Annotated in this window: 20 protein-coding genes; 14 read left to right on the forward strand and 6 right to left on the reverse strand. The window is 66.0% G+C overall.

The genetic code is table 11. The annotated features are described in order from the left end of the window. Positions 1-217 precede the first annotated feature (217 nt). Positions 218-2,803, reverse strand: a complete 2,586-nt coding sequence (gene cphA, locus CAL18_RS04985; RefSeq protein WP_094817428.1) for a cyanophycin synthetase — start codon at positions 2,801-2,803, stop codon at positions 218-220. 30 nt (positions 2,804-2,833) lie between these two features. Beyond that, positions 2,834-5,449 carry a cyanophycin synthetase gene (gene cphA, locus CAL18_RS04990; protein ID WP_094817429.1) on the reverse strand — a complete coding sequence of 872 codons (2,616 nt, stop codon included), beginning with the start codon at positions 5,447-5,449 and terminating at the stop codon, positions 2,834-2,836. 232 nt (positions 5,450-5,681) lie between these two features. Between cphA (CAL18_RS04990) and CAL18_RS04995 the strand changes: the two genes are divergently transcribed. Both CAL18_RS04995 and CAL18_RS05000 read left to right on the forward strand, forming a co-directional pair. Beyond that, the gene (locus CAL18_RS04995) at positions 5,682-7,949 is read left to right on the forward strand and encodes an ABC transporter ATP-binding protein (RefSeq protein WP_094817430.1); all 2,268 of its coding nucleotides are present in this window, start codon (positions 5,682-5,684) and stop codon (positions 7,947-7,949) included. A gap of 18 nt (positions 7,950-7,967) precedes the next feature. After that, on the forward strand, positions 7,968-8,438 hold the full coding sequence (locus CAL18_RS05000; protein ID WP_094796200.1) for a DUF1854 domain-containing protein: 471 nt from the start codon (positions 7,968-7,970) through the stop codon (positions 8,436-8,438). Here CAL18_RS05000 and CAL18_RS05005 read toward each other — a convergent pair. Next, positions 8,426-9,565 (reverse strand): GNAT family N-acetyltransferase, encoded by a 1,140-nt coding sequence (locus CAL18_RS05005; RefSeq protein WP_094796201.1) that lies wholly within the window; start codon positions 9,563-9,565, stop codon positions 8,426-8,428. The two genes, CAL18_RS05000 and CAL18_RS05005, sit on opposite strands and share 13 nt — an antisense overlap. Positions 9,566-9,626: 61 nt before the next feature. Between CAL18_RS05005 and CAL18_RS05010 the strand changes: the two genes are divergently transcribed. Together CAL18_RS05010 and CAL18_RS05015 are read left to right on the forward strand one after the other, a co-directional pair. After that, complete coding sequence (locus CAL18_RS05010) at positions 9,627-10,427, forward strand: ferritin-like domain-containing protein (RefSeq protein WP_026640473.1); 801 nt, start codon at positions 9,627-9,629, stop codon at positions 10,425-10,427. A gap of 117 nt (positions 10,428-10,544) precedes the next feature. Beyond that, positions 10,545-11,756: a lytic murein transglycosylase gene (locus CAL18_RS05015; protein ID WP_249278377.1), complete on the forward strand. Its 1,212-nt coding sequence runs from the start codon at positions 10,545-10,547 to the stop codon at positions 11,754-11,756. Here the strand turns inward: CAL18_RS05015 and CAL18_RS05020 are convergent. Then, a complete protein-coding gene (locus tag CAL18_RS05020) occupies positions 11,734-12,525 on the reverse strand; it encodes a dioxygenase family protein (protein ID WP_094817432.1) in 792 nt (263 codons plus the stop codon). The two genes, CAL18_RS05015 and CAL18_RS05020, sit on opposite strands and share 23 nt — an antisense overlap. A gap of 123 nt (positions 12,526-12,648) precedes the next feature. Here CAL18_RS05020 and CAL18_RS05025 point away from each other — a divergent pair, with 123 nt between their 5' ends. Continuing rightward, positions 12,649-13,548, forward strand: coding sequence for a LysR family transcriptional regulator (locus CAL18_RS05025; RefSeq protein WP_094796204.1), 900 nt, complete (start codon positions 12,649-12,651; stop codon positions 13,546-13,548). A 10-nt stretch (positions 13,549-13,558) separates the two neighbouring features. Here CAL18_RS05025 and CAL18_RS05030 read toward each other — a convergent pair whose 3' ends face one another. Then, the gene (locus CAL18_RS05030) at positions 13,559-14,470 is read right to left on the reverse strand and encodes a LysR family transcriptional regulator (protein ID WP_094817433.1); all 912 of its coding nucleotides are present in this window, start codon (positions 14,468-14,470) and stop codon (positions 13,559-13,561) included. Positions 14,471-14,616: 146 nt separating this feature from the next. Between CAL18_RS05030 and CAL18_RS05035 the strand changes: the two genes are divergently transcribed. Beyond that, complete coding sequence (locus tag CAL18_RS05035) at positions 14,617-15,390, forward strand: sulfite exporter TauE/SafE family protein (protein ID WP_026640478.1); 774 nt, start codon at positions 14,617-14,619, stop codon at positions 15,388-15,390. A 75-nt stretch (positions 15,391-15,465) separates the two neighbouring features. After that, entirely contained in the window at positions 15,466-16,386 is a 921-nt protein-coding gene (locus tag CAL18_RS05040) for a 3-hydroxyacyl-CoA dehydrogenase family protein (protein WP_094817434.1), read from the forward strand. Positions 16,387-16,413: 27 nt separating this feature from the next. Here CAL18_RS05040 and CAL18_RS05045 read toward each other — a convergent pair whose 3' ends face one another. Further along, the gene (locus CAL18_RS05045) at positions 16,414-17,619 is read right to left on the reverse strand and encodes an NAD(P)/FAD-dependent oxidoreductase (RefSeq protein ID WP_094796207.1); all 1,206 of its coding nucleotides are present in this window, start codon (positions 17,617-17,619) and stop codon (positions 16,414-16,416) included. Between the two features lie 288 nt (positions 17,620-17,907). Between CAL18_RS05045 and CAL18_RS05050 the strand changes: the two genes are divergently transcribed. Genes CAL18_RS05050 through CAL18_RS05080 form a run of 7 tightly spaced genes read left to right on the forward strand, consistent with a single transcriptional unit; the run spans position 17,908 to position 24,420 of the window. Further along, positions 17,908-19,059, forward strand: a complete 1,152-nt coding sequence (locus CAL18_RS05050; RefSeq protein ID WP_026640481.1) for an ABC transporter substrate-binding protein — start codon at positions 17,908-17,910, stop codon at positions 19,057-19,059. A 21-nt stretch (positions 19,060-19,080) separates the two neighbouring features. Continuing rightward, on the forward strand, positions 19,081-19,953 hold the full coding sequence (locus CAL18_RS05055; RefSeq protein ID WP_026640482.1) for a branched-chain amino acid ABC transporter permease: 873 nt from the start codon (positions 19,081-19,083) through the stop codon (positions 19,951-19,953). Further along, the gene (locus CAL18_RS05060; RefSeq protein WP_094796208.1) at positions 19,950-20,903 is read left to right on the forward strand and encodes a branched-chain amino acid ABC transporter permease; all 954 of its coding nucleotides are present in this window, start codon (positions 19,950-19,952) and stop codon (positions 20,901-20,903) included. The genes CAL18_RS05055 and CAL18_RS05060 overlap by 4 nt, the downstream gene beginning before the upstream one ends. Next, positions 20,900-21,691 (forward strand): ABC transporter ATP-binding protein, encoded by a 792-nt coding sequence (locus CAL18_RS05065; protein WP_026640484.1) that lies wholly within the window; start codon positions 20,900-20,902, stop codon positions 21,689-21,691. The genes CAL18_RS05060 and CAL18_RS05065 overlap by 4 nt, the downstream gene beginning before the upstream one ends. Further along, positions 21,678-22,397 carry an ABC transporter ATP-binding protein gene (locus CAL18_RS05070; protein ID WP_026640485.1) on the forward strand — a complete coding sequence of 240 codons (720 nt, stop codon included), beginning with the start codon at positions 21,678-21,680 and terminating at the stop codon, positions 22,395-22,397. Before CAL18_RS05065 ends, CAL18_RS05070 begins: the two co-directional genes overlap by 14 nt. Next, the gene (locus CAL18_RS05075) at positions 22,390-23,160 is read left to right on the forward strand and encodes an SDR family NAD(P)-dependent oxidoreductase (RefSeq protein ID WP_026640486.1); all 771 of its coding nucleotides are present in this window, start codon (positions 22,390-22,392) and stop codon (positions 23,158-23,160) included. The genes CAL18_RS05070 and CAL18_RS05075 overlap by 8 nt, the downstream gene beginning before the upstream one ends. Before the next feature lie 51 nt (positions 23,161-23,211). Continuing rightward, complete coding sequence (locus CAL18_RS05080) at positions 23,212-24,420, forward strand: cytochrome P450 (RefSeq protein WP_094817435.1); 1,209 nt, start codon at positions 23,212-23,214, stop codon at positions 24,418-24,420. Positions 24,421-24,433: the final 13 nt, after the last annotated feature.

The raw sequence follows: 24,433 nt of genomic DNA on the forward strand, positions 1-24,433 counted from the left end.
AGCGCGCACCACGAGTGTCAAACACCGCTGTAGGCAAATGTAAACGCCGCCCACTTCCGTCCCGTGCGGGCGTGCGTGCACGGTTTAAGCTGGAAGCGGAGTTACAGTTGAGTAAAGTTTTGAGCCGCTTTGACGGGCAGTCGTAACCTGCGCGAAACGGGCGGGCACGCGTGGGCATGCCGGCCCCATGTGTGCCGACGAGAGCCCTGCCATCACGTCAGGCGCGGGCGGCTGCGCCTGCTATGCGCTGCTGCAGATGCGCCAGCGCAGCCTGCACCTGGTCTACCAGCACCAGGCAAAGATCGCCCGGCGACAGGCGCGCCAGCGCCGTGTCGATAGCCAGGAACTCTCCGCGCACTTCATCGACACGGCGCGTGCGCGGCGCGTGCGCGAGGCCTTGCCGCAGCAGCGCCAGCACTTCGCCGTCGGCGCGTCCGCGTTGGCACTGGTCTTCATAGAGCACCACGTCGTCGAATGCGGCGCCCAGAATCTCGGTCTGGCGGCGCAGGTCTTCGTCGCGCCGGTCGCCTGCGCCGCTTATCACTACGCTGCGCCGTGCGGCGGGCAAGGCATCTACCGCACGTACCAATGCCTGGATGGCGTCGGGGTTGTGGCCATAGTCGGCAACGATGGTGGCGCCCTGGTAGTCGAATACATTGAAGCGGCCCGGCACGGTATGGGCATCGCTGACGAACGTGGCAAGGCCACGCCGGATGGCGTCCCATTCAATACCCAGCGACCAGGCCGCGGCGATGGCCGCCATCGCATTGTCGACCTGAAAGGCGATGGCGCCGCCGCGGGTCAGCGGGATGTCGCACAGATCGATGCGGATTTCTTCTTCTCCCTGCGCGGCCACGATGGCAGCCGCGTCGCGGTACACGACCCGATGGCCTTGCGCGCGGTGCGTGCCGATAAGGGGATGTGCGGCGTCGCTGGAAAAGAACGCTACGGAACCGGGGCAGGCGCCAGCCATGTCGGCCACCATGGGGTCCGTGGCGTTGAGTACCGCCGTGCCGCCGGCATGCACGTACTGCACGATGACCCGCTTGACGACAGCCAGGTCTTCGACGGTGCTGATATAGCCCAGCCCCAGGTGGTCGCCCATTCCAAGGTTGGTCACGATAGCGACATCGCAACGGTCGAAGGCCAGGCCCTCGCGCAGTACCCCGCCGCGCGCCGTTTCGAACACCGCCGCGTCCACGCCAGGGTGCGCCAGCACGCGGCGAGCGCTGCGCGGCCCGCGGCAGTCGCCCGTGTCGATGCATTGCGCGCCGATATATACGCCATCGGAATTTGTCATCCCGACGCGTTGGCCGGCCGCCGACAGCAAGTGGGCGGCAAGCCGCACGGTAGTGGTCTTGCCGTTGGTGCCCGCGACGGCCACGACGGGAATACGCCCATCTTCGCCTTCGGCGAACATGCTGTTGATGATGGCCTCGCCCACCGCGCGGCCCTTGCCGAACGAGGGATTCAGGTGCATCCGCAGGCCGGGCGCCGCGTTGACCTCCACCACGCCCCCATGCTGCGCTTCGAGCGGCAGGTGCACCGTGGTTGCCACGATGTCGACCCCGCAGATGTCGAGCCCCACCATGCGCGCAGCCGTCACCGCGCGGGCTGCGAGTTCGGGGTGCACTTCGTCGGTCACGTCGGTGGCCGAGCCGCCCGTGCTCAGGTTGGCGTTGTGGCGTAGCGCCACCAGCGCGCCGGCCGCAGGCACCGACTCGGCGCCGTAGCCTTGCTTCTGCAATGTCGCAAGCGCGATATCGTCAAAGCGGATTTTTGTCAGCGACGTGGCGTGGCCGTCGCCGCGCAACGGGTCGGCATTGACCTTGTCCACCAGTTCCCGGATCGTGTGCCGGCCGTCGCCCGTCACCTGGGGCGGATCGCGGCGCGCTGCCGCGACCATGGCGTTGCTCACCACCAGCAAGCGGAAGTCGTGGCCGGGGATATAGCGCTCGATGATCACTTCGCTGCTGATCCCGGCCGCCGCATGGAAAGCCGCGATGACCTGCTCGCGTGTTTCGATATTGACGGCCACGCCGCGCCCCTGGCTGCCATCGCGCGGTTTCACCACCACCGGCCCGCGCAGTTCGCATGCCGCTTTCCATGCGGCGTCGGGATCGGCCACGCTGCGGCCCATCGGCACGGGCACGCCGGCCGCATCGAGCAGTATCTTGGTCAGGTCTTTGTCCTGGGCAATAGATTCGGCGATGGCGCTGGTGGCGTCGGTTTCCGCAGCCTGGATGCGACGCTGGCGGCTTCCCCATCCAAGCTGCACCATACTGCCCTGCGTCAGGCGGCGAAAGGGAATGTTGCGCGCCAGCGCCGCATTGACAATGGCGCCCGTGCTGGGCCCCAGGCGCAGGTCTTCATCTAGCTCGCGCAGCCGTGCCAGCGCTTCGGCCAGTTCGAACGGCGTGTCGGCCAGCGCGGCCTGCAGCAGTTGAGCGGCCTGTTCCATGGCCAGCTTTCCCACCGCTTCTTCACTGTATTCCACCACGACCTGGAACACGCCCGGTTCCACCGTAGCGGCCGTGCGCCCGAAAGTGACCGGGCAGCCGGCGTGCGCCTGCAGCGCAAGCGCGCAGGCCTGCAATACGTGCGCAATAGACAGCGGTTCGAGCTGGCCTTCCGGACGCAGCCGGCCGATCTGCGGAAAGCGCGCCCTGAGGCGGCCTTCGAATTCGGGCAGGTGTGCATCGACGTCGCATTCGACGTCGGAGCAATGGACGATGGCTTCAATAGCGGTATTGCGGCTCCACAGATTGGGGCCGCGCAGCGCCCGGACACGGTTGAGTTCCATGGGCGAGTCTCCTGGTGCGGTGTCGCTTGTTTATTGTTGTTGGATCCAGCGCCGCACGCGATCGATCGTGGGGCCGGAATTGGCTTCGTCGGATTGCAGCAATACGAAATCGCCGGGCCGTATATGGCCAAGCACCGTGTCGATGGCGCTGGCGTGGTCGGGTTCGTCGTGCACCTGCGGCCGCCGGCCATGTTGCCCGATCCCCTGGCGCAGCAGGGCGCGGGCTTGGCCCGGCGCACGCCTGCTGGCCACCGTGACGTCGTCGTACAGCACGATGCGGTCGAAGGCGCCGGCAAGCAGCCCGCCTTGTTCGATGAGCTCGGCATCGCGGCGATCGGCGCCGGCGGCGTATACGGCGTGGCGCCGGGCAGCCGGAAACTGCGCCACCGCATCCAGCAAGGCGCGCAGTGCCGACGCATTGTGCGCGGCGTCGACCACCACCGTGGCGCCGCCCCGCTCGAACAATGTGAACTGCCACGGCGCATCGGCCTGTTCGCTGTCGAACGCTTCGATACCCGCGCGGATGATGGCTTCGGGAACATCCAGCGCCCAGGCCGCCGCTACGGCGGCCAGTACGTTTTCCACCTGGAACGCCACGCGCGCGCCATGTGTCAGGGGCACGGACGCAATATCGGCCAGCGCCGCCTCGTGGCTGCCCGCGGCCAGCACGATGGCGCCCGCCCGCAGGAAGACGGCGCGCCTGCCCTGGGCGAGCTGCGCGGCGATGGCCGGCAATGCCGGGTCTCTGCCGAAGAAGATCACCTCGCCGTCGCACAGCGGCGCCATTTCGGCCACCGCCGGATCCTGGGCGTTGAGCACGGCCACGCCGCCGGGCAGCACCACGTCTACCTGGGTGCGGAATGCATTGGCCAGGCGTTCGGTGTCCTGGATGTCGAAATCGCCCAGGTGGTCGCCCTGGCCGATGTTCGTCACCACGCCCACCTGGCAGCGGTCGTAGGGCAGTCCCTGGCCCAGGATGACGACGCTGTCGTTTTCGATGACTGCGGCGTCGACACTGCGGTTCACCAGCAGGCGGCGTCCGCCCGCCCAATTGGCCTGGTCGCCGCCCTGCACCAGGCGTGCGCCCAGGTACAGCCCTTCGCTGCAGGCCAGGCCGGTATGCCGGCCCGACAGCGCCAGCAGCCGCGCCAGCAGCCGCGCAACCACCGTCTTGCCATTGGTGCCCGTAATGCCCACCACCGGGATGCGGCCGTCATCGCCCTCGGGAAACAGATGGTGCACGATGGCGCGCCCGACCGGGCGCGGCGGCCCGTCGGCCGGCCTCAGGTGCATCAACAGCCCGGGTCCGGCATTTACCTCGACAATGGCGCCGGCCTGCGCCGCCAGCGGCTGGGATATGTCTTCGGCCACCAGGTCAACGCCCGCCACGTCCAGGCCCACCACGCGTGCGGCCAGCACCACGTCCGCCACCGTATCCGGGTGCACGCGGTCTGTGACGTCGAAGGCCACATTGCCATTGCGCTGGATCAGCACGCGACGGCCGTCGGCCGGGATGCTGTCGGCCTGCAGGCCCTGCCGCGTCAGTTCCAGGCGCGCCGCCGAATCCAGGCGCACGACATTGAGAGGGTGGTTTTCGGTGCGGCCCCGGCGCGGGTCGCTGTTGATCTGCAGATCGACTAGCTGTTGTACCGTATGGCGGCCATCGCCGGTGATCCATGCCGGCTCGCCCGCGGCCGCCGCGACCATCCGGTCGCCCACCACCAGCAGGCGGTGCTCGTTGCCGGGCACGAAGCGTTCCACCAGCACGCCGCTGCCTTCCTGCACCGCAACCTCGTAGGCGGCCAGCACTTCGGCTTGCGTGGCCAGGTTGGTGAACACGCCGCGGCCGTGGTTGCCGTCGCGGGGCTTTACGACCACGGGCAGGCCGATGTCCTGTGCGGCCTGCCAGGCATCCGCCGGGCTGTCGACATCCCGCCCTTGCGGGACGGGCACGCCGCAGTCCGACAGCAGGGCCTTGGTCAGCTCCTTGTCGCGCGATATGCCTTCGGCGATGGCGCTGGTGCTGTCGGTTTCCGCTGTCCAGATACGCCGCTGGCGCGAGCCGTATCCCAGCTGCACCAGATTGCCCTCGAAGAGGCGGATGCACGGAATATCGCGGTCGTCGGCGGCGTCGACAATGCATGCGGTGCTGGGCCCCAGGCAATGCGTGTCGGCCACTTCGCGCAGGCGGGCGACGGCGCGTTCTACGTCATAGGGGCGGTCCTGGATGGCGGCCAGCACCAGCTCGCGGCCATGTTCCAGCGCGGCGCGCGCCACGTGTTCTTCCCAGGCCCGCACCACCACCTTGTAGACGCCGCGCTCCGAGGTTTCACGGGCCTTGCCGAAACCGCCTGGCAGGCCGGCCAGCGTCTGCAGTTCGAGCGTGACGTGTTCAAGGATGTGGCCGGGCCAGGTGCCCTCGCGCAGGCGCTGCAGAAAGCCGCCCCGCACGCCAGGGCTGCACCGGTGTTCGATCAGGCCCGGCAGCCAGGACGACAGCCTTTCGTACAACCCCGCAATGGTGTTGGACGGGTAGTCTTCAAGCGCGCCGATATCGACCCAGGCTTCGAGCACCGGCCGGTACGTCCAAATGTTCGGGCCGCGCAAAGCCACGACATCGCGAAATACAATGTCTTTGTCTCTCATGTTTTAGTTAGTGTTTGCGCGACGGCAGACAGGAAGCCCCGGGGGAAAGAGCGGACGGGGATGTCGTGCGGGAAGCAGGGCCGAAGCGTGGGTCGGTTGGTATTCCTAGTATGGAAATGGGGTGTACCGGCTGCTACTATACGCCGCCTTTACACGCCAACAAACTTGCGCTGTTGTAAGGAAGGGACACGTTCGGCAGAGCCGACAACTCGGTCATGGCGGATCGCCATCCATGCAAAAAAAACCGCTTCAATCCGGCTGTTGCGCGCCGGGCCGGGTCGTCCCTCATGACGCGCTGCAAGCCCGCCTTGCGCCCGGAGAAACCGTGCTGGCGCGCCTGGAAACCGACCTGGACGAGCGCCTGGCGTTCCGCCCCGGGCTGGTGGCGCTTACCGGCAGCCGTATCCTCGCTTGGTCGGCCGACGACGGCGTGTGGCGCGATTGGCCGTGCGCCAGCGGCTTGCGCCTGCAGCTGCACGACCATGCGGGCGCCGCGACGCTCGAACTCTTCCATGGCGCGGTCCGGTTGGCGGCCTGGCGGTTTACCCTGGCGCGCAACCCCGCCGCCTTGCGGCTGCTGGCCGCATTCGACGCGCTGCAGGCGGGTGGCGCGGGCGATGCACCCGCCTGTCCGGATTGCCATTTGCCGCTGCCGCCGGGGCAGGACGAATGTCCGGTCTGCACCCGGGAACCGGCGCAGCCTCCGTCGGGCTGGGCGCTGCTGCGGCTATGGCGTTTCGCCCGGCCATACCGGGGTACGTTGGCCGCCGGCTTCCTGCTGACCATCCTGGCCACCGCCGCCACATTGGTGCCGCCGTATCTGACGATGCCCTTGATGGACAGGGTGCTCATCCCGTTCCAGAACGGTGCGCCCATCGACTACGCGCTGGTGCGCCTGCTCCTGGCGGGGCTGCTGGCTTCGGCCGCCCTGGCATGGGCGCTGGGATGGGCGCGCACGTATATCCTGGCGTGGGTCAGCGAACGCATCGGCGCCGACTTGCGCACCACGACCTACGAGCACCTGCAGCAGTTGTCGCTGCAGTACTTCGGCGGAAAGCGCACCGGCGATCTGATGTCGCGCATCGGCAGCGAAACCGACCGCATATGTATTTTTCTGTCGGTGCACCTGCTCGATTTCGCCACCGATGTGCTGGTGATCGCGATGACGGCCGCGATACTCGTGTCGATCAATCCCTGGCTGGCCTTGGCCACGCTGGCGCCGCTGCCGGCCATTGTATGGATGATCCATGCCGTGCGTGACCGCCTGCGCCACGGCTTCGAAAAGGTCGACCGCATCTGGGCCGAGATCACCAACGTACTGGCCGACACGATACCCGGCATACGGGTGGTGAAGGCGTTCGCCCAGGAAAAGCGCGAGGTGCAGCGCTTTCGCTCAGCCAACCAGCGCAATCTTGAAGTCAACGACCGCGTCAACAGCCTGTGGTCGCTGTTTTCGCCCACGGTTACGCTGCTGACCGAAATCGGCTTGCTGGTGGTGTGGGTGTTCGGCATCTGGCAGGTGGCCAACCGGCAGATCACCGTGGGCGTGCTGGCTGCCTTCCTGGCCTATATCGGGCGCTTTTATACGCGCCTGGATTCCATGAGCCGCATTGTGTCTGTCACCCAGAAGGCGGCTGCCGGGGCCAAGCGCATCTTCGATATCCTGGATCATGTGTCCAGTGTGCCGGAGCCTGTCGTACCGACGAGCCTGGGCCGGGTGCAGGGCCGCATAGAACTGCGCCGCGTCGGCTTTCGCTACGGCAATCGGGCGGTCATTCATGGCCTGGATCTGTCGATAGCGCCAGGCGAAATGATAGGCCTGGCGGGGCATAGCGGGTCGGGCAAGAGCACGCTCATCAACCTGATCTGCCGTTTCTACGATGTGTCCGAAGGCGCCATCCTGGTCGACGGAACCGACATCCGCAGTCTGCGTATCGCCGACTACCGGCGCAACATCGGACTCGTGCTGCAGGAACCCTTCCTGTTCTTCGGCACGATCGCGGACAACATCGCGTACGGGCGGCCCGACGCCACGCGCGCCGAGATCGTGGCTGCCGCGCGCGCGGCGCACGCCCACGAGTTCATCCTGCGCTTGCCGCATGGCTACGATTCGCTGGTGGGCGAGCGCGGCCAGGCGCTGTCGGGCGGAGAACGCCAGCGGATCTCCATCGCGCGAGCCCTGCTTATCGATCCGCGCATCCTGATACTGGACGAGGCCACCTCGTCGGTAGACACCGCAACCGAGAAAGAAATCCAGAAAGCGCTGGACAATCTCGTGCGCGGGCGCACCACCATTGCCATCGCGCACCGCCTCAGCACGTTGCGCAAGGCCGACCGCCTGGTCGTGCTCGACCACGGCCGGGTGGTCGAGCAGGGCCGTCACGAAACACTGATGGCCAGGCAGGGCGCATACTATCGCCTGTACCAGGCCCAGGCGCGCGGCGAGGCCGGGCTGCACGACGAGGCCGGCGAAGATGACCGCGCCACGCTCGCGCACTGAGCCGCAGCGGAATCCGTCATGACTTATCCCGCATTCGAGCTGTATCGCAACGAACAAGGCCGCCTGGTCTATGTGGCGGCGCACGGCCGGCCGCACGAGGGCGTGCAGGTGGTTCGTGCATTTCCGATCAGCGCGCCCGGCGATGGGGTATCCATCCTGGACGCCCAGGGGCATGAACTGCTGTGGCTCGACCGTCCGGGCGACTTGCCATCCGACACGCTGCGGCAAATCGAAGACGCGCTCGCCGGCCGCGAGTTCATGCCGGAAATCCGGCGCATCGATGCGGTGTCACGGGCGGCCACGCCCACCGTGTGGCAGGTCCGCACCGACCGCGGGCCCACCGAATTCACGCTGAAGGGCGAAGAAGACATACGGCGCCTGGCCGGCAACGCATTGCTGATTGCCGACAGTCATGGCATTCACTATCTGGTGCGCGACGTCGCGGCGCTCGACCGGCACAGCCGCCGGCTGCTGGATCACTTCTTGTAGGAGCGCCGGAACGGCGTATGGGCTTCCAGTTCGCCCATATAGCTGTTTATCGCAGCGCTCTCGCGCTCCAGGAAGTCCTCGACCGCCGCGGCGAACCGGGCATCGGCGATCCAGTGCGCCGACCAGGTGGGGGCGGGCAGCAGGCCGCGCGCCATCTTGTGTTCACCTTGTGCGCCGCCTTCGAAGCAGGCCAGCCGTTCTTCAATGCAGTAGGCGATGGACTGCGCGTAGCAAGTCTCGAAATGCAGGCCCGGCACGAACTCCAGCGCGCCCCAATACCGGCCGTACAGCGTGTCGCCGCCTTGCATGTTCAACGCCGCGGCAATGGGCGCGCCGTCGCGCATGGCGACAATCAGCACCAGGGCGTGCGGCAGCCGTGCCCGCAGCCGCTGGAAGAAAGCCTGGCTCAGATACGGCGGATTGCCGTGGGTGAAGTATGTGTGGCAATAGCACCGATAAAAGAATGCCAGCATGTCATCGTCGATCTGCGCGCCGCGCAGCCACCGGAAAGTCACGCCGGCATTGCGGACTTTCTTGCTGTCCTGGCGGATCTTCTTGCGCTTATCGTGGTTCAGCGCCGCGAGAAACTCGTCCAGGTGCGCATAGCCGGCGTTGCGCCAATGGAACTGCACGCCCTCGCGCACCATGTAGCCGGCCTTGCGTAATGCTTGCAGGTCGTCATCGTCGGGAAACAACACGTGCAGCGAAGATACCTGCAGGCCCTGTGCCAGTTCGATAAGGCCGCGCGCGAGTTCCAGGCGGTCCTGTGCGTTGCCGGCCAGCAGGCGCGGCCCGGCAACGGGGGTGAAGGGCACTGCGGCCAGCAGCTTGGGGTAATACCGCAGCCCGTGGCGCTCGAATGCATCGGCCCACGCATAATCAAAAACATACTCGCCGCGCGAGTGCGTTTTAAGATATAGCGGCGCAGCGCCGGCCAGCCGGCCGTCGCGTCGCAATACCAGATAGTACGGAGTCCAGCCCGTGGATGGCGCCGCGCAACCCGTGTCATGCAGGGCCGACAGGAACTCATGGCGTAAAAACGGCTGCGTGCCTGCCAAGGCATTCCATTGCTGCGCATCCACATGGGCCAACGAGGTTTCGATACCAAGACGGGCAGAAGAGCTCATGGCGCAATGATAAAGTGTAGGGCGGCGCAGCGCTCGCGCCGCCGCTGGACACCTTGCCTGCATGACCGCCCCGACTCCTTCCGATTCGCTCCGCCACCTGGCCCTGGCCGCTCTGGCCGAACGCAGTTGGCCCGCCAAGCTGGCTGCCGTGCGCGCCATCGGCGACGCCGCGCATGTCGATCCCGCCGCATGCCTCGACGCGCCGCCCGCGCTGCCCGGCCGGCCGGATATGCCGCCGTTGGTGCCGCCCTCGCAGGTCAGGCAAAGGTCGGTCCAATCCGTCGAAGGCCGGGCTGCCCTGCTGCACGCCCTGGCGCATATCGAATTCAACGCGATCAACCTCGCCCTGGATGCCGTCTGGCGCTACACCGCCATGCCAGCGGAGTTCTACCTGGACTGGCTGCGCGTGGCGCGCGAAGAAGCCTATCACTTCGAATTGCTCAACGATCACCTGGGTTCGCTGGGCTACGCCTATGGCGACTTCCCGGCCCATAACGGGCTATGGGAAATGGCAGAAAAAACGTGCGACGATCTGCTGGCGCGGCTGGCCCTGGTGCCGCGCACGCTCGAAGCGCGCGGCCTGGACGCTTCGCCGCTGATTCGCGACAAGCTGGCCGGCGCGGGCGATGCGGCCGGCGCCGCCATTCTTGAAATCATCCTGCGCGACGAGATCGGCCACGTTGCCATCGGCAACCGGTGGTATCGGCACCTGTGCGCGCAACGCCAGCTCGATCCGCTGGCGTGCTACGCCGAAATGGCCGAACGCTACGGCGCGCCCCGGTTGCGCGGCCCCTTCAACCTTGCGGCGCGGCGGCAGGCGGGATTCGACGAGGCCGAGTTGCAGGCGCTGCAGCAGGGCTAGCGCGCGTTACAGCACGATACTTACGCGCAGGCGCCGCGAATCTTTGCGGTATGCGCCTGCCTTAGAATCGTGCCCATGACACGTCGATACTGTTCCGCGCTTTGCCTTTCCGTCCTGATGGGCGGCCTGCATGCCGCTCCGGCGCCCAGCGGGGCCAGCGCCGCCGATACCGCTGCGTTTGCCGATTGTCTTGCGCAGTTGCGCGGCCAGGCGCTCCAGCAAGGCGTGTCGGCCGGCACCTATGATGCGCACACGCAGGGCCTGACGCCCGATATGAGCGTCATCGCGTCGCTCGATGCGCAGCCCGAGTTCAAGACCCCCATCTGGGATTACCTGGCGGCGCTTGTCGATGACGAACGCGTTGCCGACGGACGCCAGGCCTTGCAGCAGTGGCGGCCTGAACTGGACCGCGCGCAACAGCAGTTCGGCGTCGATCCGGCTACGGTGGCAGCGGTATGGGGCGTCGAAAGCAATTTCGGCCGGCAGCTGGGCGGTCGGCCGCTGCTGACATCGTTATCGACCTTGTCGTGCTTCGGGCGCCGCCAGGCATATTTCCGGGGCGAATTCTTTTCCACCCTGAAGATCATCCAGCAGGAACATCTCAGCCCGGATCGCCTGAACGGGTCCTGGGCCGGCGCCTTCGGCCAGACGCAATTCATGCCTTCGACCTATCTGCGCCTGGCCATCGATTTCGACGGCGACGGACGTCGCGATCTGGTCGACAGCGTCCCCGATGCGCTGGCGTCCACCGCCAACTTCCTGAAGCGAGCCGGGTGGAAGCCCGACCTGCCATGGGGCTTCGAGGTGGCGTTGCCCGCGGGGCTCGATACCAGCGGCGCGGGCCGGCGCAACAAGCGGCCCATGTCGGCGTGGGCGGCCCAGGGCGTGGCGCGCGCCGACGGCCAGCCGCTGCCGGCGGGCGACATGCAGGCGGGCCTGTTGCTGCCCGCCGGCCCCCAAGGGCCGGCCTTCCTGGTCACGCGCAACTTCGACGCCGTGTATTCCTATAACGCCGCCGAAAGCTATGCGTTGGCCATCGTGCACCTGGCCGACCGGCTGCGCGGCGGCGGGCCCTTCGTACGCGCATGGCCCACCGACGACCCCGGTCTTTCGCGCGCCGAGCGGCGCGAATTGCAGTCGCTGCTGATCGCGCACGGCCACGATATCGGCAAGCCGGACGGCATTATCGGCGCACGGACCCGGGCGGCGCTGCAGGCGGTGCAGCGCGAGGCTGGCCTGCCGGCCGACGGGCGGGCGGGCCAGAAAACCCTGGTGTGGCTGCGCAATAGTCCTGAGACCGCAGCCGCTAAGCCAGCGCCGGCGCCTTGAACACGTAGGCGTCCATAGACAGCACGCCATGAGTGACGCCGCCGTCCAGCACTTGCACTTCGGCGTGCGGCGCGGCGGCTCCGGCGGCGATGAGCAGCGGCAGATAATGCTCTGGCGTGGGATGGGCGCGGCGGGCCTGGGGCGCGGATTGCAGGTAGTTCACCAGGGCATTGCGATCGTGCGTCCGCACGGCTGCGCGCGCCCAGTTCGTGAAATCACGCACATACGCCTCATCCGCGCCACCGCTTTGCCGGAACTCGTACAGGTTATGTGTCAGGCTGCCCGATCCGATGACCAGCACGCCCTCGGCCGACAGCGGCGCCAGGCGGCGGCCCAGTTCCCACGCCGATGCGGGTTCGATCGACGCGGGAAGCGACAGCTGGAGCACGGGCACGTCATGGTCGGGAAACATGTGCAGCAGCGGCACCCAGGCCCCATGGTCCAGTCCGCGCTCCGGATCCAGCCGCACCGGGTAGCCGGACGCGCCCAGCAGGTCGGCGACGCGCGCGGCCAGCGCCGGGTTGCCGGGCGCGGGATACTGCAGCGCATACAGCGCCGCCGGAAAGCCGCCGAAATCATGAATGGTCTGCGGATGAAGCGCGGCGGTAACCGCCAGGTCCCGGGTCATCCAATGCGGCGACACCACCACGATGGCCTGCGGCCTGGGCAGCTGCCGGCCAAGCTCTGCCAGCAGGGGGCCGGCAGCGCCCGGTTCGATTGCGAAAGTTGGTGCGCCGTGCGATACAAAAAGAGTAGGCTGAGCTTGCATGATCGAAGTCCGTGATGTAGGTATGCCGGGATAGGTCCGGCGAGCAATGCCTTACTGTAATTGCGCATTGCTTCGAGATAAACAGCCCATTCGTGGACACATTGTTCCAATTTGGTGGTCAATATGGACCGGTTCGAAGAAATGCGGGTATTCACGGCCGTGGTCGAGGCGGGCAGCTTCGTCAAGGCCGCCGAAGCCTTGCGCATGTCCAAGGCGGGCGTTTCGCGCCATGTCACCGAGCTCGAGACGCGTCTGGGCGTGCGCTTGATGCAACGGACCACGCGCCGCCAGTCCCTGACCGAAGAGGGGCAGTTGTTCTACGAGCGATGCAAGGTGTTGCTGGCCGAAGTCGAAGATGCCGAAACCGAAGTCAACAGCCGCAGCGCCGAGGTAGGCGGCCTGTTGCGCATCAATGCCCCCCTGACGTTCGGCGTATGCCACCTGGCGCCGCTGTGGGCCGAGTTCAAGGCGCACCATCCCAGGCTTGTCCTCGATATCACCCTCTCGGACCGGCTCGTCGATCTGGTCGACGAGGGCTACGACGTGGCGGTGCGGATCTCCCAGTTGCCCGATTCCACGCTTGTGAGCCGCCGCCTGGCGTCCACGCGCATGGTGCTGTGCGCATCGCCCGATTACATCCGCGAGCATGGCATGCCGGAGCATCCCCGCGAGCTGGTGACGCATTCGACCATCGCCTACAGTTATTGGTCCGGCCGAGACGAATGGCGCTTCCATGGCCCCGAGGGCGAGGTCAGCGTCCGCATCCAGCCCATCATGCGCGCCAACAATGGCGACACCTGCGTGGCAGCCGCGCTGGCACGGCTGGGCATCGTTTTCCAGCCTACCTTCCTGGTAGGAGACGCCTTGCGCAAAGGCACGCTGCTGGAGCTGATGCCGCAATATCGCGGCGCCGAGCTCGGCATATACGCCGTATATCCCACCAGGCGGCATGTCCCTCCGCGAGTGCGGGCGGTGCTGGACTTCCTGGCGGCGCACTTTGCCCAGGCGCGCTGGCCCGATTAGCGGCGTGTGCTCAGTGGGGGCGGGCCGCGGCGGGCAGCGCCGCCGCGCGCAGATAGTCGAGCAGCTGCACGGCGTAGGCAGGCAGGTCGTCGGCGCGCCGCACGCACAGAAGCAAGTTGCGCCGCGCCCACGGCGCATCCAGGGGCACCGCCCTGATGCCTGCCTTGCGTGCGCAACGGCGGGCCGCCGCGTCCGGCACAATCCCCACGCCCACGCCGCGCCCCACCAGGTGGCATACGGCATCGAAGCTGCGCAGCCGTATGCGGGTGTTCAGCACAACGCCGGCGCGGCGCGCATGCTGGGCGATGTGGTCCTGCAAGGCGCTGCCTTCGGCAAGGCCGACAAAGTCCAGCCCGGCCAGGTCGGCAAGGGCCACATGGCGGCGCGCCGCCAGGGGATGGCCTCGCGGCGCTACCACCACCAGGGGGTCGGGGCGGAACGGGTAGGCCTGCAAGCCCTGTATATCGGCAGAATCCGCCACGATGCCGATATCGGCGGCTCCCTCGCGCAGCGCGTGTGCGATGTCCGTGCTGGTTTTTTCGTCTACGTCTGCCGAAACCCGGGGGTGCTGCAACAGGAAGCCGCCCAGCAGATCGGGCAGATGTTCACTCAGCGCGGCGGTATTGCACAAGAGCCTGACGTGCCCCTTCAGACCTTGGCCGAACTGGTCCAGGTCGCCGCGCATGCGATCTACATGGGCCAGTACGTTGCGCGCGTGATGCAGCAAAGCGCGGCCCGCGGCCGTGGGGTGCACGCCGTGCCGCTGACGTGTCAGCAGCGGCACGCCCAGATCCTGTTCCATGCCGCGCACCCTTTCACTGGCCGACGCCAGCGTCATGTGGCAACGCTGGGCACCGCCGGTTATGGTGCCGGCTTCGTATATGGCCAGGAACAGCCGCAGGTCGGTCAGGTCGAAGCGCATGCGGCGATGCTAGCACGCCAGTATCAGGTTTAGCCTGAGCCTGGATGCGGCACATCCGCATTGGCAGCCGCATGCCTGCAGGCAAGAATGGCCATCATCCGCCTATTTTCAAACGCGGCGCGGATGGCGCCGCCTACGCCTGTTCCATGAACTTTGCTGATTTTCTGCCGGGCTTCGCGCCCGGACTGCTGGCCGCCGTGGCCGCCGTGTTCTTGCTGGCCGGCATGATCAAGGGAGTGGTGGGCCTGGGCCTACCCACGATTTCCATGGCGTTGTTGGCGCTATTCATGCCCCCGGCCACGGCGGCGGCGCTGCTGGTGGTGCCGTCGCTCATTACCAACCTGTGGCAGGCGGGGCCCGTGCGCAGGCTGGCGCCGCTGCTGCAGCGCATCGGCACTTTGCAACTGGGCGTCTGCGCGGGCACGCTGGCGGGCGCGGCTCTCTTCGGGCCGCCGGCGGGCGCCTGGGGCGCTGCGGCGCTGGGCGCGGCGCTGCTTGCCTATGCAGGCTGGGGGCTGTTCGGCACGCCGCCCGCGCTGCCGGCCCGCGCCGAGCCCTGGCTGGGCCCTTGCGCCGGGCTGCTGACCGGTGTGATCACCGCGTTGACCGGGGTGTTCGTGGTGCCCGCCGTGCCGTACCTGCAATCGCTGGGGCTGAACAAAGACGACCTGATCCAGGCCATGGGCGTGTCGTTCACGGTGTCTACAGTGGCGCTGGCCGTCGGCCTGTGGCTCAACGGCAGCTATGGCGCGGGGGCGGCGGGCGTCTCGTTTGCCATGCTGGCGCCGGCGCTGCTGGGCATGGCCGCCGGCCAGCGCCTGCGTCGCGTGCTGTCGCCGCGGATGTTCCGCCTGTGTTTCATGCTCAGCCTGGCTGCGCTGGGCGCCTACCAACTGGCCGAAGGTCTGCTGTCACGCTGAATCGCCGGCGCAGCAGTGGTATCTGCATCGCGAAACCGGCAAACTGGCGGCTTGGGTGTGGCCGGGAGAATCAGCATGAATCAAACGACAGACAGCCGCGCGCGGGTATCGGTGCTGGGCGCGGGACTGATGGGGCATGGCATTGCGCAGGCATTCATGGTGGCGGGGTTTCAGGTGGCCATCTGGGATCCGAACCCCGCCGTGCGCGCCGACGTGCCACGCCGTATTGCCGGTCACCTCGAGCTGCTGGGCCAGAGCCGGCCCGTGGACGTGCGCATCAGCGACACGCTGGAGCAGTGTGTCGAAGACTGCGACCTGGTCGTAGAGGCCGCGCCCGAAAAGCTCGACATCAAGCGCGAACTGGTGCGGGCCATCGACGCCGCCAATCCGCACTGCATCGTTGCCTCGAATACCTCGGTGCTGCGCATCACCGAAATCGCCGCGGGCTCCGCGCTGGCGTCGCGCATCGTAGGCACGCACTGGTGGAACCCGCCGTATCTGATGCCCCTGGTCGAAGTCGTGCATGGCGAACAGACCGACAAGCGCGTCGTACAGCGCGTCATCGCATGGCTGGAGCAGGCCGGCAAGATCCCGGTAGAGGTGTATCGCGACGTGCCGGGGTTTGTGGGCAATCGCATGCAGTTCGCGCTGGTGCGCGAGGCGGCGCACATTGTCGAACAAGGCATCTGCGCGCCCGAAACCGTAGACCTGGTGGCCCGCCTGACTTTCGGGCGCCGGCTGCCCGAGATCGGCCCGCTCAGAAACGCCGATTTCATCGGGCTGGACCTTACCAGCGACATCATGGACTACCTGGCGCCCTCGCTCAGCAATGCCGGGCAGGCGCCGCGCATGTTCCGCGAAAAAGTCGAAGCCGGCAATATCGGCGCCAAGTCCGGGCAGGGCACCTATGCCTGGCAGCCATCCGAGCGCGACGCCACCGAGCGCAGGCTGCTCGAACACCTTATCGCCGTCAGCCGGCAAGAAAAAAACGAGTAGCCGCCTTCCGGCACGGCGGCCGGGCGTTCAGAGATGGGCCTTCAAAGGTATGGCCGGGTCGGCCAGCACCGCCTGGTCGGGAAGCTGGTCTTTTTCCAGCAGCTTGCGCGCGGCAATATGATCGACCGGCGCATTGATCGATTCCACGCAAGCCAGCCTGCCCTGGGCGAAATGCAGTATCGAAAAGCTGCCCGGCTTGGCGCCGGGCCGCGTCACGCATTCGGCGCCCTGGGGGGCCAGGCCGGCCATCTGCAGGCGCAGGCTGCCCAGGTCGGACCAGAACCAGGGCAGGGCGGCGTAGGGCGCCGGCTGCTGTCCCGCCAGCAGCGCCGCGAGCGTGCGCGCCTGGTCGTTGGCATTCTGCACCGATTCCAGGCGCAGGCGCCGGTTCCAGCGGGCATAGGGAAAACTCACGCAATCGCCAATTGCATAGATGTGCGCGGCGGATGTCCGCATATGGCCATCGACGGCGATACCGTTATCGATGGCCAGGCCCGCAGACTGGGCCAGCGCGGTGTCGGGCTCGGCGCCGATGCCGGCCACCAGCAGGTCGGCGGCGTGCGTCTCGCCCTGGCAGATCAGCGCATCCACGCGCTGCTGCTGGCACAGGAACTCGATCGGCCCGCAATTGCGCTGCAAGGTGATGCCGGCCTGCAGCAGCGTGTTTGCGACATGCTCGGAAACATCGGGCGAGACCGCGCGGGCCAGCAGCCGGTCGGCCATCTCGAAGACCGTGACGCGCTTGCCCAGCGCCGCCGCGGTCGCGGCGATCTCCAGGCCGATGAATCCGCCGCCAAGCACGGTGACGGACTTTGCCTCGGCTAACGACACGCGCAGGCGCAGCGCATCGTCGATGGTGCGCAGATAGTGCAGGTTGTCCAACGCCGCGGGCAATCCGGGCAGGCGCCTGGGGCGGGTGCCGGTGGCAAGCACCAGGGCGTCGTAGGGCAGGACCCTGCCATCACTGAGCGTGACCTTGCGGGCCTCGGCATCGATATGTTCGGCGCGCGTGCGCAGGTGCAGGGTCATCCCCTCGTAGGCCGACTCGGGGCGCAGCAACTGGGGCTCGGCCTGGGGGTCTTTGAGGTATCCCTTGGACAGCGGGGGGCGGTGATAAGGCAGATGGGCCTCGGCGCTTACCAGGGTGACGCCGGTTCGAAGCCCGGCCTCGGCGAGGCTGGCACAAAGTTGCGAGGCGGCATGGCCGCCTCCCACGATGACGATACGCTGCATGAGGCCCGCTCACAGTGTGGAAAAAATAATACGCCGTATCTTTAGTCGATACGGACGAATTGTATATCGATGCGACATGTTGCGGTTCCGTCGGCCAAAAAATGCCCGCACAAGGCCGGGTTAACCCTTAATTTCCTTATTAATCAAGGGTTTTCCCGGTCAAGAAAATTATTGCCCGCGGCCTGTTCTCGGTTCATTATTTAAATACGGTCGTATCGTTGTGCAATACGATGATTGATTGGTCATCGAATTCGGATACCTGTTCGATATACAAACTAGGGGGCTTCCATGTCCAGGATTTCTCGTCGTCATATGCTCGGGTTGCTTGGGGCTGGCCTTGCGCTGCCGGTTCTGGTCAAAGCGCAAGACTCGTCGCCCATACGCATAGGCTGCATGTTGCCCCTGTCGGGTAACGGTTCCATCGAAGGCAATCAAGTTTTCAAGGGCGTCAAGTTCGCCGTCGCCGAAGCCAACGCCGCGGGCGGTGTGCTGGGGCGCAAGATCGAACTCGCGGTCGAGGACGACGAAAGCAATACCTCCAAGGGGGTGTTGGCGGTTCGCAAGCTCATTGAGCAGGAAAAGGTGCCTCTCATCATCGGCACTTATGCTTCCGCCGTGGTCGTTGCCAGCATGAAGGTGGCCAAAGAACTCAAGGTGCCCATGCTGACGGGCGGCTCCACCGGCGCGATCGCCACGGACGCCAACACGCCGGGAGATCCCTGGTTCTTCCGCTTCTTTGCCGACAGCACGGGCCAGGGTAACGACACCGCGAACGCGATCGTCCACAAATTCAAGGCCAAGCGCGTCGCCATCCTGCACGACACGACGGGCTACGGCACCGACCTGGCCCAGCAGACCTCCGACGTGGTGAAGGCCGCGGGCGGCGAGATCGTGGCCAAAGAGTCGTACAACATTGGCGACCAGGACTTCTCTACCATCCTGACCCGGATCCGCACCCTCAAGCCCGACGTGGTGTACATCGGCGGCTGGGCGGCGGACGGAGCCACCATCGTGCGCCAGGCCGCGTCGGTGGGCCTGCGCACCCAGTTCGTGGGTTCCGGTTCGATGCTGAGCGACGATTTCATCAAGCTGGCGGGCCCGGCGTCCGAAAACTTCGCGGTCGCCACCGCCTACGAAGCCAGCACGCCCAACAAAGTCGGCCGCGCCTTTGGCGAGCGCTTCCGCAAGGAATACGGCCACGACCCCGGCATGCTCAACGCCCTTGGTTATTACTCGGCAGCCATCGGCATCGAGGCACTGCGCCGCGTGGGCAAGCCCGACGGCGCCGCGATCCAGCAGATGCTGGCCAATGGCATGAAAGACTTCCCAATTGGCCTGGGGCCCGAAGGAACCACGGCGGACTTCAATGAAAAGGGCAGTGTCGACTATCCCTATTTCATTGCGATCATCAAGAACGGCAAACGCGTTCTCGACTATTGATCAATCGAGGCAGAAGCGATCGTGGACCTTCTACTGCAATATCTCGCCAACGGCATCGTCAACGGCAGCAACTATGTGCTGGTGGCTGTCGGGCTGACGCTGGTGTTCGGCATCCTGGGCGTCGTCAACTTTGCCCATGGCGAGTTCTACATGCTGGGCGCCTACACGGGGCTGATCCTGGTTATCAACTATGGCCTGCCGATCTGGGCAGCCCTGGGCGGCGTGCTGGTGGTGGCCATCATTCTGGGGCTGGGCGCCGAAGGGCTGCTGAACAAGATGCTCAAAGAGCGCGACGCAACCAGTTCCATTATTGCGTCGTTCGGCTTGGCGGTAGTGCTGCAGAACTCGGCCCTGATAGGCTTCGGTCCCAGCCCCATGCTGATGCAAACCCAGTACTCCACCATCGGCGTCGAAATAGGGCCCGTCTACCTGCCGCTGCAGCAATTGCTGATTCCGGTGGCCATGGTGGCGCTGATTTCGGTGCTGTACCTGGTGCTGCGCTACACGTGGACGGGGCGCAGCCTGCGCGCCATGGCCCAGCATGCCATGGTGGCCCGGATGTGCGGCGTGCGCGTGCAGCGGGTTGCCGTCATTACCTTCATCGTGTCGGCGCTGCTGGCAGGCATCGCGGGCTTCATGATGTCATCGGTGTACATGGTGTACCCCATCATCGGCAACATGATCGTGCTCAAGGCATTCACGGTCGTCATTCTGGGGGGCATGGGCAATGTGGCCGGCGCGGCCGCGGCTGGCCTGCTGCTGGGTATCGTCGAATCCCTTACCTCGGCCTACCTGGGCAACGGCTTGCGCGACATCGTCGGATTCGTGATCGTCATCGCCGTCCTGCTGCTGCGTCCGCAGGGTCTGTTCGGAAGGACGTTCCAACGCTCATGAAGAAAAATCTCTCCCTCCTCATTCTGGTGCTGCTGCTCGCGGCGGTGCCGTTCCTTGTGCAGGGCAGCTATATCGTGTCGCTGCTGCTGCTGATGCTGGTGTACGTGATCCTGACGACCGGGTTGAACCTGGTCACCGGGTTCTGCGGGCAGTTTTCGTTCGCCCAGGGGGCGTTCTTCGGAATCGGCGCCTATACCGCCGGCATCATGTCGCGCGACCTGGGTACCGGCTTCTGGGTGCACCTGCCGGCCGGAATGATCATCACCGGGCTGTGCGGCCTGCTGCTGGGCGTTCCCGCGCTGCGTCTGAAAGGGCACTTCCTGGCTATCGTGACCATCGCCTTCCAGACCATCGTCTATCTGGGGCTGGTGCAGTGGACGTCTTTTACCGGGGGGCAGAATGGCCTGCCGGTGGAACCGGTGGGCGATGTCTCGTTGTTCGGCGCGCACTTATTCACGATCGACGGCTTGAGGGCCAACTATTGGCTGATTCTGACGGCGACGGTCGTGCTGGTGGCGGTGGCCGAACGGCTGGTGAAGTCGCGGCTGGGGCGCGAATGGGTGGCGGTGCGCGATGACGAGGTCCTGGCCTCGGCCATCGGCCTGAACGCAACCCGTGCCAAGCTGACCGCTTTCGTCGCATCGGCGGCGTTTGCCGGCGCGGCGGGCGTGCTCATGGCCCACTACATGGGCAACATCGCCCCCGACGACTACACCATCTGGATATCCTGCACGATCGTGGCAATGATGATCATCGGCGGCAAAGGCTCGTTCTATGGGCCCATATTGGGCGTGGCGCTCTTGACCCTTCTGCCCGAGATGCTGGGCGACTGGGCCCGCTACCGCATGCTGTTCTTCGGCGTGCTGCTGATATTGGCCATTGCCCTGATGCCCGAAGGTATCGCGGGCCGCGTACGCAAGCTGCGCGCCACCAAGGAGGCCCAGGCATGAGCACTGCTCCCATTCTGGAAGCCCGAGGCATTCATCGCCGGTTCGGCGGCGTGGTGGCGGTCAAGGATGTCAGCCTGTCGGTCGGCGTCGGCGAAATCGTCGGCCTGATCGGGCCCAACGGTTCGGGCAAGTCCACCATGGTCAACCTGATCACGGGCGAGCTCGAAACCAATGGCGGATCGTTCCTGTTCGGCGGGCAGGACGTCACGGCCCTGCCGCCCTACAAGCGGGCACGCCTGGGCATGGCGCGCAGTTTTCAGATGATTCGATTGTTCGGCTCGCTGAGCGTCGAAGAAAACCTGCTGCTCGCGCATCACATCCGCATGCAATCCAGCACCCTGGACACCATCCTGGGACGCGCGCAGGCGGTCCGGGAAGAAGACGCGGTGCGGGCCAAGGCGCGTGAACTGCTGCAGTGGTTCGAGCTGGAACAATTCGCGAAACGGCCGGCGACCGACCTGTCTATCGGGCAGCAACGCATGGTGGAACTTGCGCGCGGGCTCATCAGCATGCCCAAGCTGTTCCTGCTCGATGAGCCGGCGGCCGGCCTGTCGCCTCCGAATGTCGACAGGCTGATCAGCATCATCCGCAGGATGCGCGACGAATTCGGCATGAGCATTCTGCTGGTCGAGCACGATATGCGCGTAGTGCGCGAACTGTGCGACCAGGTGGTGGTGCTCGATAGCGGGGTCATGATCGCCCACGGGCACCCGGAGACCGTGGTCAACGACCCGGTCGTGGTCGAGGCTTATATCGGTTCAGGATGGAAGCGCCGTGCTAAAGCTTAACAATATCATCGCGGGCTACGGCCGCACGCGCATATTGCATGGCGTGACGCTGGATGTGCCCAAGGGCGGGCTGGTTGCGCTGCTGGGCGGCAATGGCACGGGTAAATCCACCACCCTGAAAAGCATCGTGGGCCTGGTGTCATTGCAGGAAGGCAACATCGTCTTCGACGGCAAGGACATCGACGACGTCCCGGTCGAGCGCCGCGCCGCCATGGGCCTGTCGCTGGTGCCGCAAGGCAAGGAAGTCTTCGCGGGCATGAGCGTCCAGGAAAACCTGCTGATGGGGGCCTATCACCGCCGCCGCGACAAGGCCGGCATCGCCGAAGACCTCGAAGGTGTTTACCAGCGCTTCAAACGCCTGCGAGAGCGCCGCAATGTGGCGGCCGGCATGCTGTCCGGCGGCGAACGCCAGATGCTGGCCATCGGCCGCTCGCTCATGTCGCGTCCTTCCATGCTGCTGCTGGACGAGCCGTCGGCCGCGCTGGCGCCCAGAGTCGTGGAAGAAATCGCCGAGGCGATTCTCGCCTTGCGCGAACTGGGCCTGACGCTGCTGCTGGTGGAACAGAACGTCGGGATGGCGCTGGACATCGCGGATTACATCTATGTGATCCGCGGCGGGCGTATCGCTTATGAGCGCGAGGTCGGCGATGGCGTGGCCATGGACGAACTGCGCGAATTCTATCTGGGAGGTAAAGAGCATGTCTGAATCGCGCTTTCAGGGCCGCGTGGCGTTCGTCACCGGAGCGGCCTCGGGATTGGGCAAGGCCAGTGCCTTGAGGCTGGCCCGCGACGGCGCGAAGCTGATGCTGTTCGACCGCGACGCGGCCGGCCTGGAAGCGCTCCGGGCCTCATGCCCCGACGCCGTCACTTACGTGGGCGACGCATCGCTGGCGGCGGACGTGAATGCGGCCGCGGAACTGTCGCGCCAGACTTTCGGCCCCGCCGAGTTTCTCGTGGCTTCGGCGGGCATCAACGGCATTCCCAAGCCCGCCATCGACTACACCGAAGAAGAGTGGGACAGGCTCTTCGATGTCAACGTCAAGGGGGCCTGGCTGGCCGTCAAGGCGCTCGTTCCGCAGATGCGCGAGCTCGGCAAGGGGTCGATCGTGCTGTTCTCATCCACCGCCGGCCTGGGCGGTTCGGGCTTTCTGCCCGCGTACTCGGCTTCCAAGGGCGCCGTGGCGCTGCTGGCGCGCAGCCTGGCGCTGAATCACGCGCGCGAAGGCATCCGGGTCAATTGCGTATGCCCGGGCACCATAGACACTCCCATGGCGCAGGAAATGTTCGTGAAAGCAAGCGAGCTGGGAGGCGCCGCGCCGCCGACCGTCGATGTCATGCGTAACCGCATTCCGATGGGAAGGTTCGGCCAGGCCGACGAGATCGCCGACGCCGTCATGTATTTCCTGAGCGACGCAGCCAGCTACACCACGGGCGTGACAATGCCCGTCGATGGGGGGTTGAAGGCCTGACGGCCTGACGAGCAAGTTGATCCAGCACCAGTCCAGAAAAGGAACCAGGCCATGACCCAAGTCGCGGTTGCAGTCGCGGCTCCCGAGCTCGACATCGATCCTTACGACGATGCCGTGCTCGAGTCGCCGTTTGCCATGTTCGAACAGCTCCGCCAGGCGCCGGCGGTGTATCTCAAGCGCTACGGCGTCTACGCCATCGGGCGTTATCGGCAGGTGCGCGACGCGATGAAAGATTGGGAGACTTTCTCGTCTTCCGGCGGCATCGGCCTGACCGACGTGCGCGAGCCGGACACCTGGCGCGCCCGAAGTCCCATCGGCGACGTGGATCCGCCCGAACATACGCAGGTGCGCACGGTCATACAGCGCATTCTGTCGCCGCAGGTCATCCGTGGCTGGCGCGCGGGGTTCGAAGAAGAGGCCGAGCGGCTGATCGGCGAAATGGTCGAGAAAGAATACGTGGACGGCGTGCAAGACCTGGCGGAAGCCTATGTTTCCACGTCGTTTCCCAAGGCCATGGGCATTCGGCATACGCCTGAGCTGCGCGCGAACTGGTACCTGATGGGCGAGCTCAACTTCGATAGCCAGGGGCCGCGCAATGCCCGCTACCTGGCTACGCAGCAGCGCGCCGACGCGCTCATCAAGGATTGGCAGCAGGCCAGCATGCAGCGCGAAAGCCTGATGCCCGGCGGCTTCGGGATCAAGATCTTCGAGGCGGCCGATGCCGGCCAGATGGCGCCGGAGCTGGCTCCGTTGCTGATCCGTTCTTTCCTGCGCGGCGGCCTGGACACGACGACCGCCATGATTTCCTCGGTGCTGTATTACCTGGCCCGCGATCCTTCCCAGTATGCCCGGCTGCGCGAAGATCCCTCGTTGGCCCGCCCGGCGCTGGACGAAACCATGCGCCTGGAAAGTCCGTCGCAGACGGCCTACCGGCTCACCATGCGCGATGCGGTGGTGGACGGCGTGACGATTCCGGCAAACAAGAAAGTGATGCTGCAACTGGGTGCAGCCAACCGTGATCCGGCCTTCTGGGACCGGCCCGACGAATTCGACATTGCGCGCAACCCCGTGGGCCACCTGGCGCTGGGGCACGGCGTGCATATGTGCGTAGGCCAGATGATCGCCCGCCTGGAAGGCGAATGCGTACTCAATGCCCTGATCAAGCGAGTCGGCAAGTTGAGCCTGGAAGGGCCCACGACGCAGCGGCTGAATAACGCCCTGCGCAGTCTGAAAACCCTGCCGCTGCGCCTGCAGGCCTGAGGCGGGCGCACTT

The organism is Bordetella genomosp. 7 (assembly GCF_002261415.1).
GTDB lineage: Bacteria > Pseudomonadota > Gammaproteobacteria > Burkholderiales > Burkholderiaceae_B > Bordetella_A.

Coding starts and splice junctions, on each gene's coding strand:
- cphA (WP_094817428.1), bottom strand. CDS start 2,803: ATGGAACTCAACCGTGTCCGGGCGCTGCGCGGCCCCAATCTGTGGAGC.
- cphA (WP_094817429.1), bottom strand. CDS start 5,449: ATGAGAGACAAAGACATTGTATTTCGCGATGTCGTGGCTTTGCGCGGC.
- CAL18_RS04995 (WP_094817430.1), top strand. CDS start 5,682: ATGCAAAAAAAACCGCTTCAATCCGGCTGTTGCGCGCCGGGCCGGGTC.
- CAL18_RS05000 (WP_094796200.1), top strand. CDS start 7,968: ATGACTTATCCCGCATTCGAGCTGTATCGCAACGAACAAGGCCGCCTG.
- CAL18_RS05005 (WP_094796201.1), bottom strand. CDS start 9,565: ATGAGCTCTTCTGCCCGTCTTGGTATCGAAACCTCGTTGGCCCATGTG.
- CAL18_RS05010 (WP_026640473.1), top strand. CDS start 9,627: ATGACCGCCCCGACTCCTTCCGATTCGCTCCGCCACCTGGCCCTGGCC.
- CAL18_RS05015 (WP_249278377.1), top strand. CDS start 10,545: ATGGGCGGCCTGCATGCCGCTCCGGCGCCCAGCGGGGCCAGCGCCGCC.
- CAL18_RS05020 (WP_094817432.1), bottom strand. CDS start 12,525: ATGCAAGCTCAGCCTACTCTTTTTGTATCGCACGGCGCACCAACTTTC.
- CAL18_RS05025 (WP_094796204.1), top strand. CDS start 12,649: ATGGACCGGTTCGAAGAAATGCGGGTATTCACGGCCGTGGTCGAGGCG.
- CAL18_RS05030 (WP_094817433.1), bottom strand. CDS start 14,470: ATGCGCTTCGACCTGACCGACCTGCGGCTGTTCCTGGCCATATACGAA.
- CAL18_RS05035 (WP_026640478.1), top strand. CDS start 14,617: ATGAACTTTGCTGATTTTCTGCCGGGCTTCGCGCCCGGACTGCTGGCC.
- CAL18_RS05040 (WP_094817434.1), top strand. CDS start 15,466: ATGAATCAAACGACAGACAGCCGCGCGCGGGTATCGGTGCTGGGCGCG.
- CAL18_RS05045 (WP_094796207.1), bottom strand. CDS start 17,619: ATGCAGCGTATCGTCATCGTGGGAGGCGGCCATGCCGCCTCGCAACTT.
- CAL18_RS05050 (WP_026640481.1), top strand. CDS start 17,908: ATGTCCAGGATTTCTCGTCGTCATATGCTCGGGTTGCTTGGGGCTGGC.
- CAL18_RS05060 (WP_094796208.1), top strand. CDS start 19,950: ATGAAGAAAAATCTCTCCCTCCTCATTCTGGTGCTGCTGCTCGCGGCG.
- CAL18_RS05065 (WP_026640484.1), top strand. CDS start 20,900: ATGAGCACTGCTCCCATTCTGGAAGCCCGAGGCATTCATCGCCGGTTC.
- CAL18_RS05075 (WP_026640486.1), top strand. CDS start 22,390: ATGTCTGAATCGCGCTTTCAGGGCCGCGTGGCGTTCGTCACCGGAGCG.
- CAL18_RS05080 (WP_094817435.1), top strand. CDS start 23,212: ATGACCCAAGTCGCGGTTGCAGTCGCGGCTCCCGAGCTCGACATCGAT.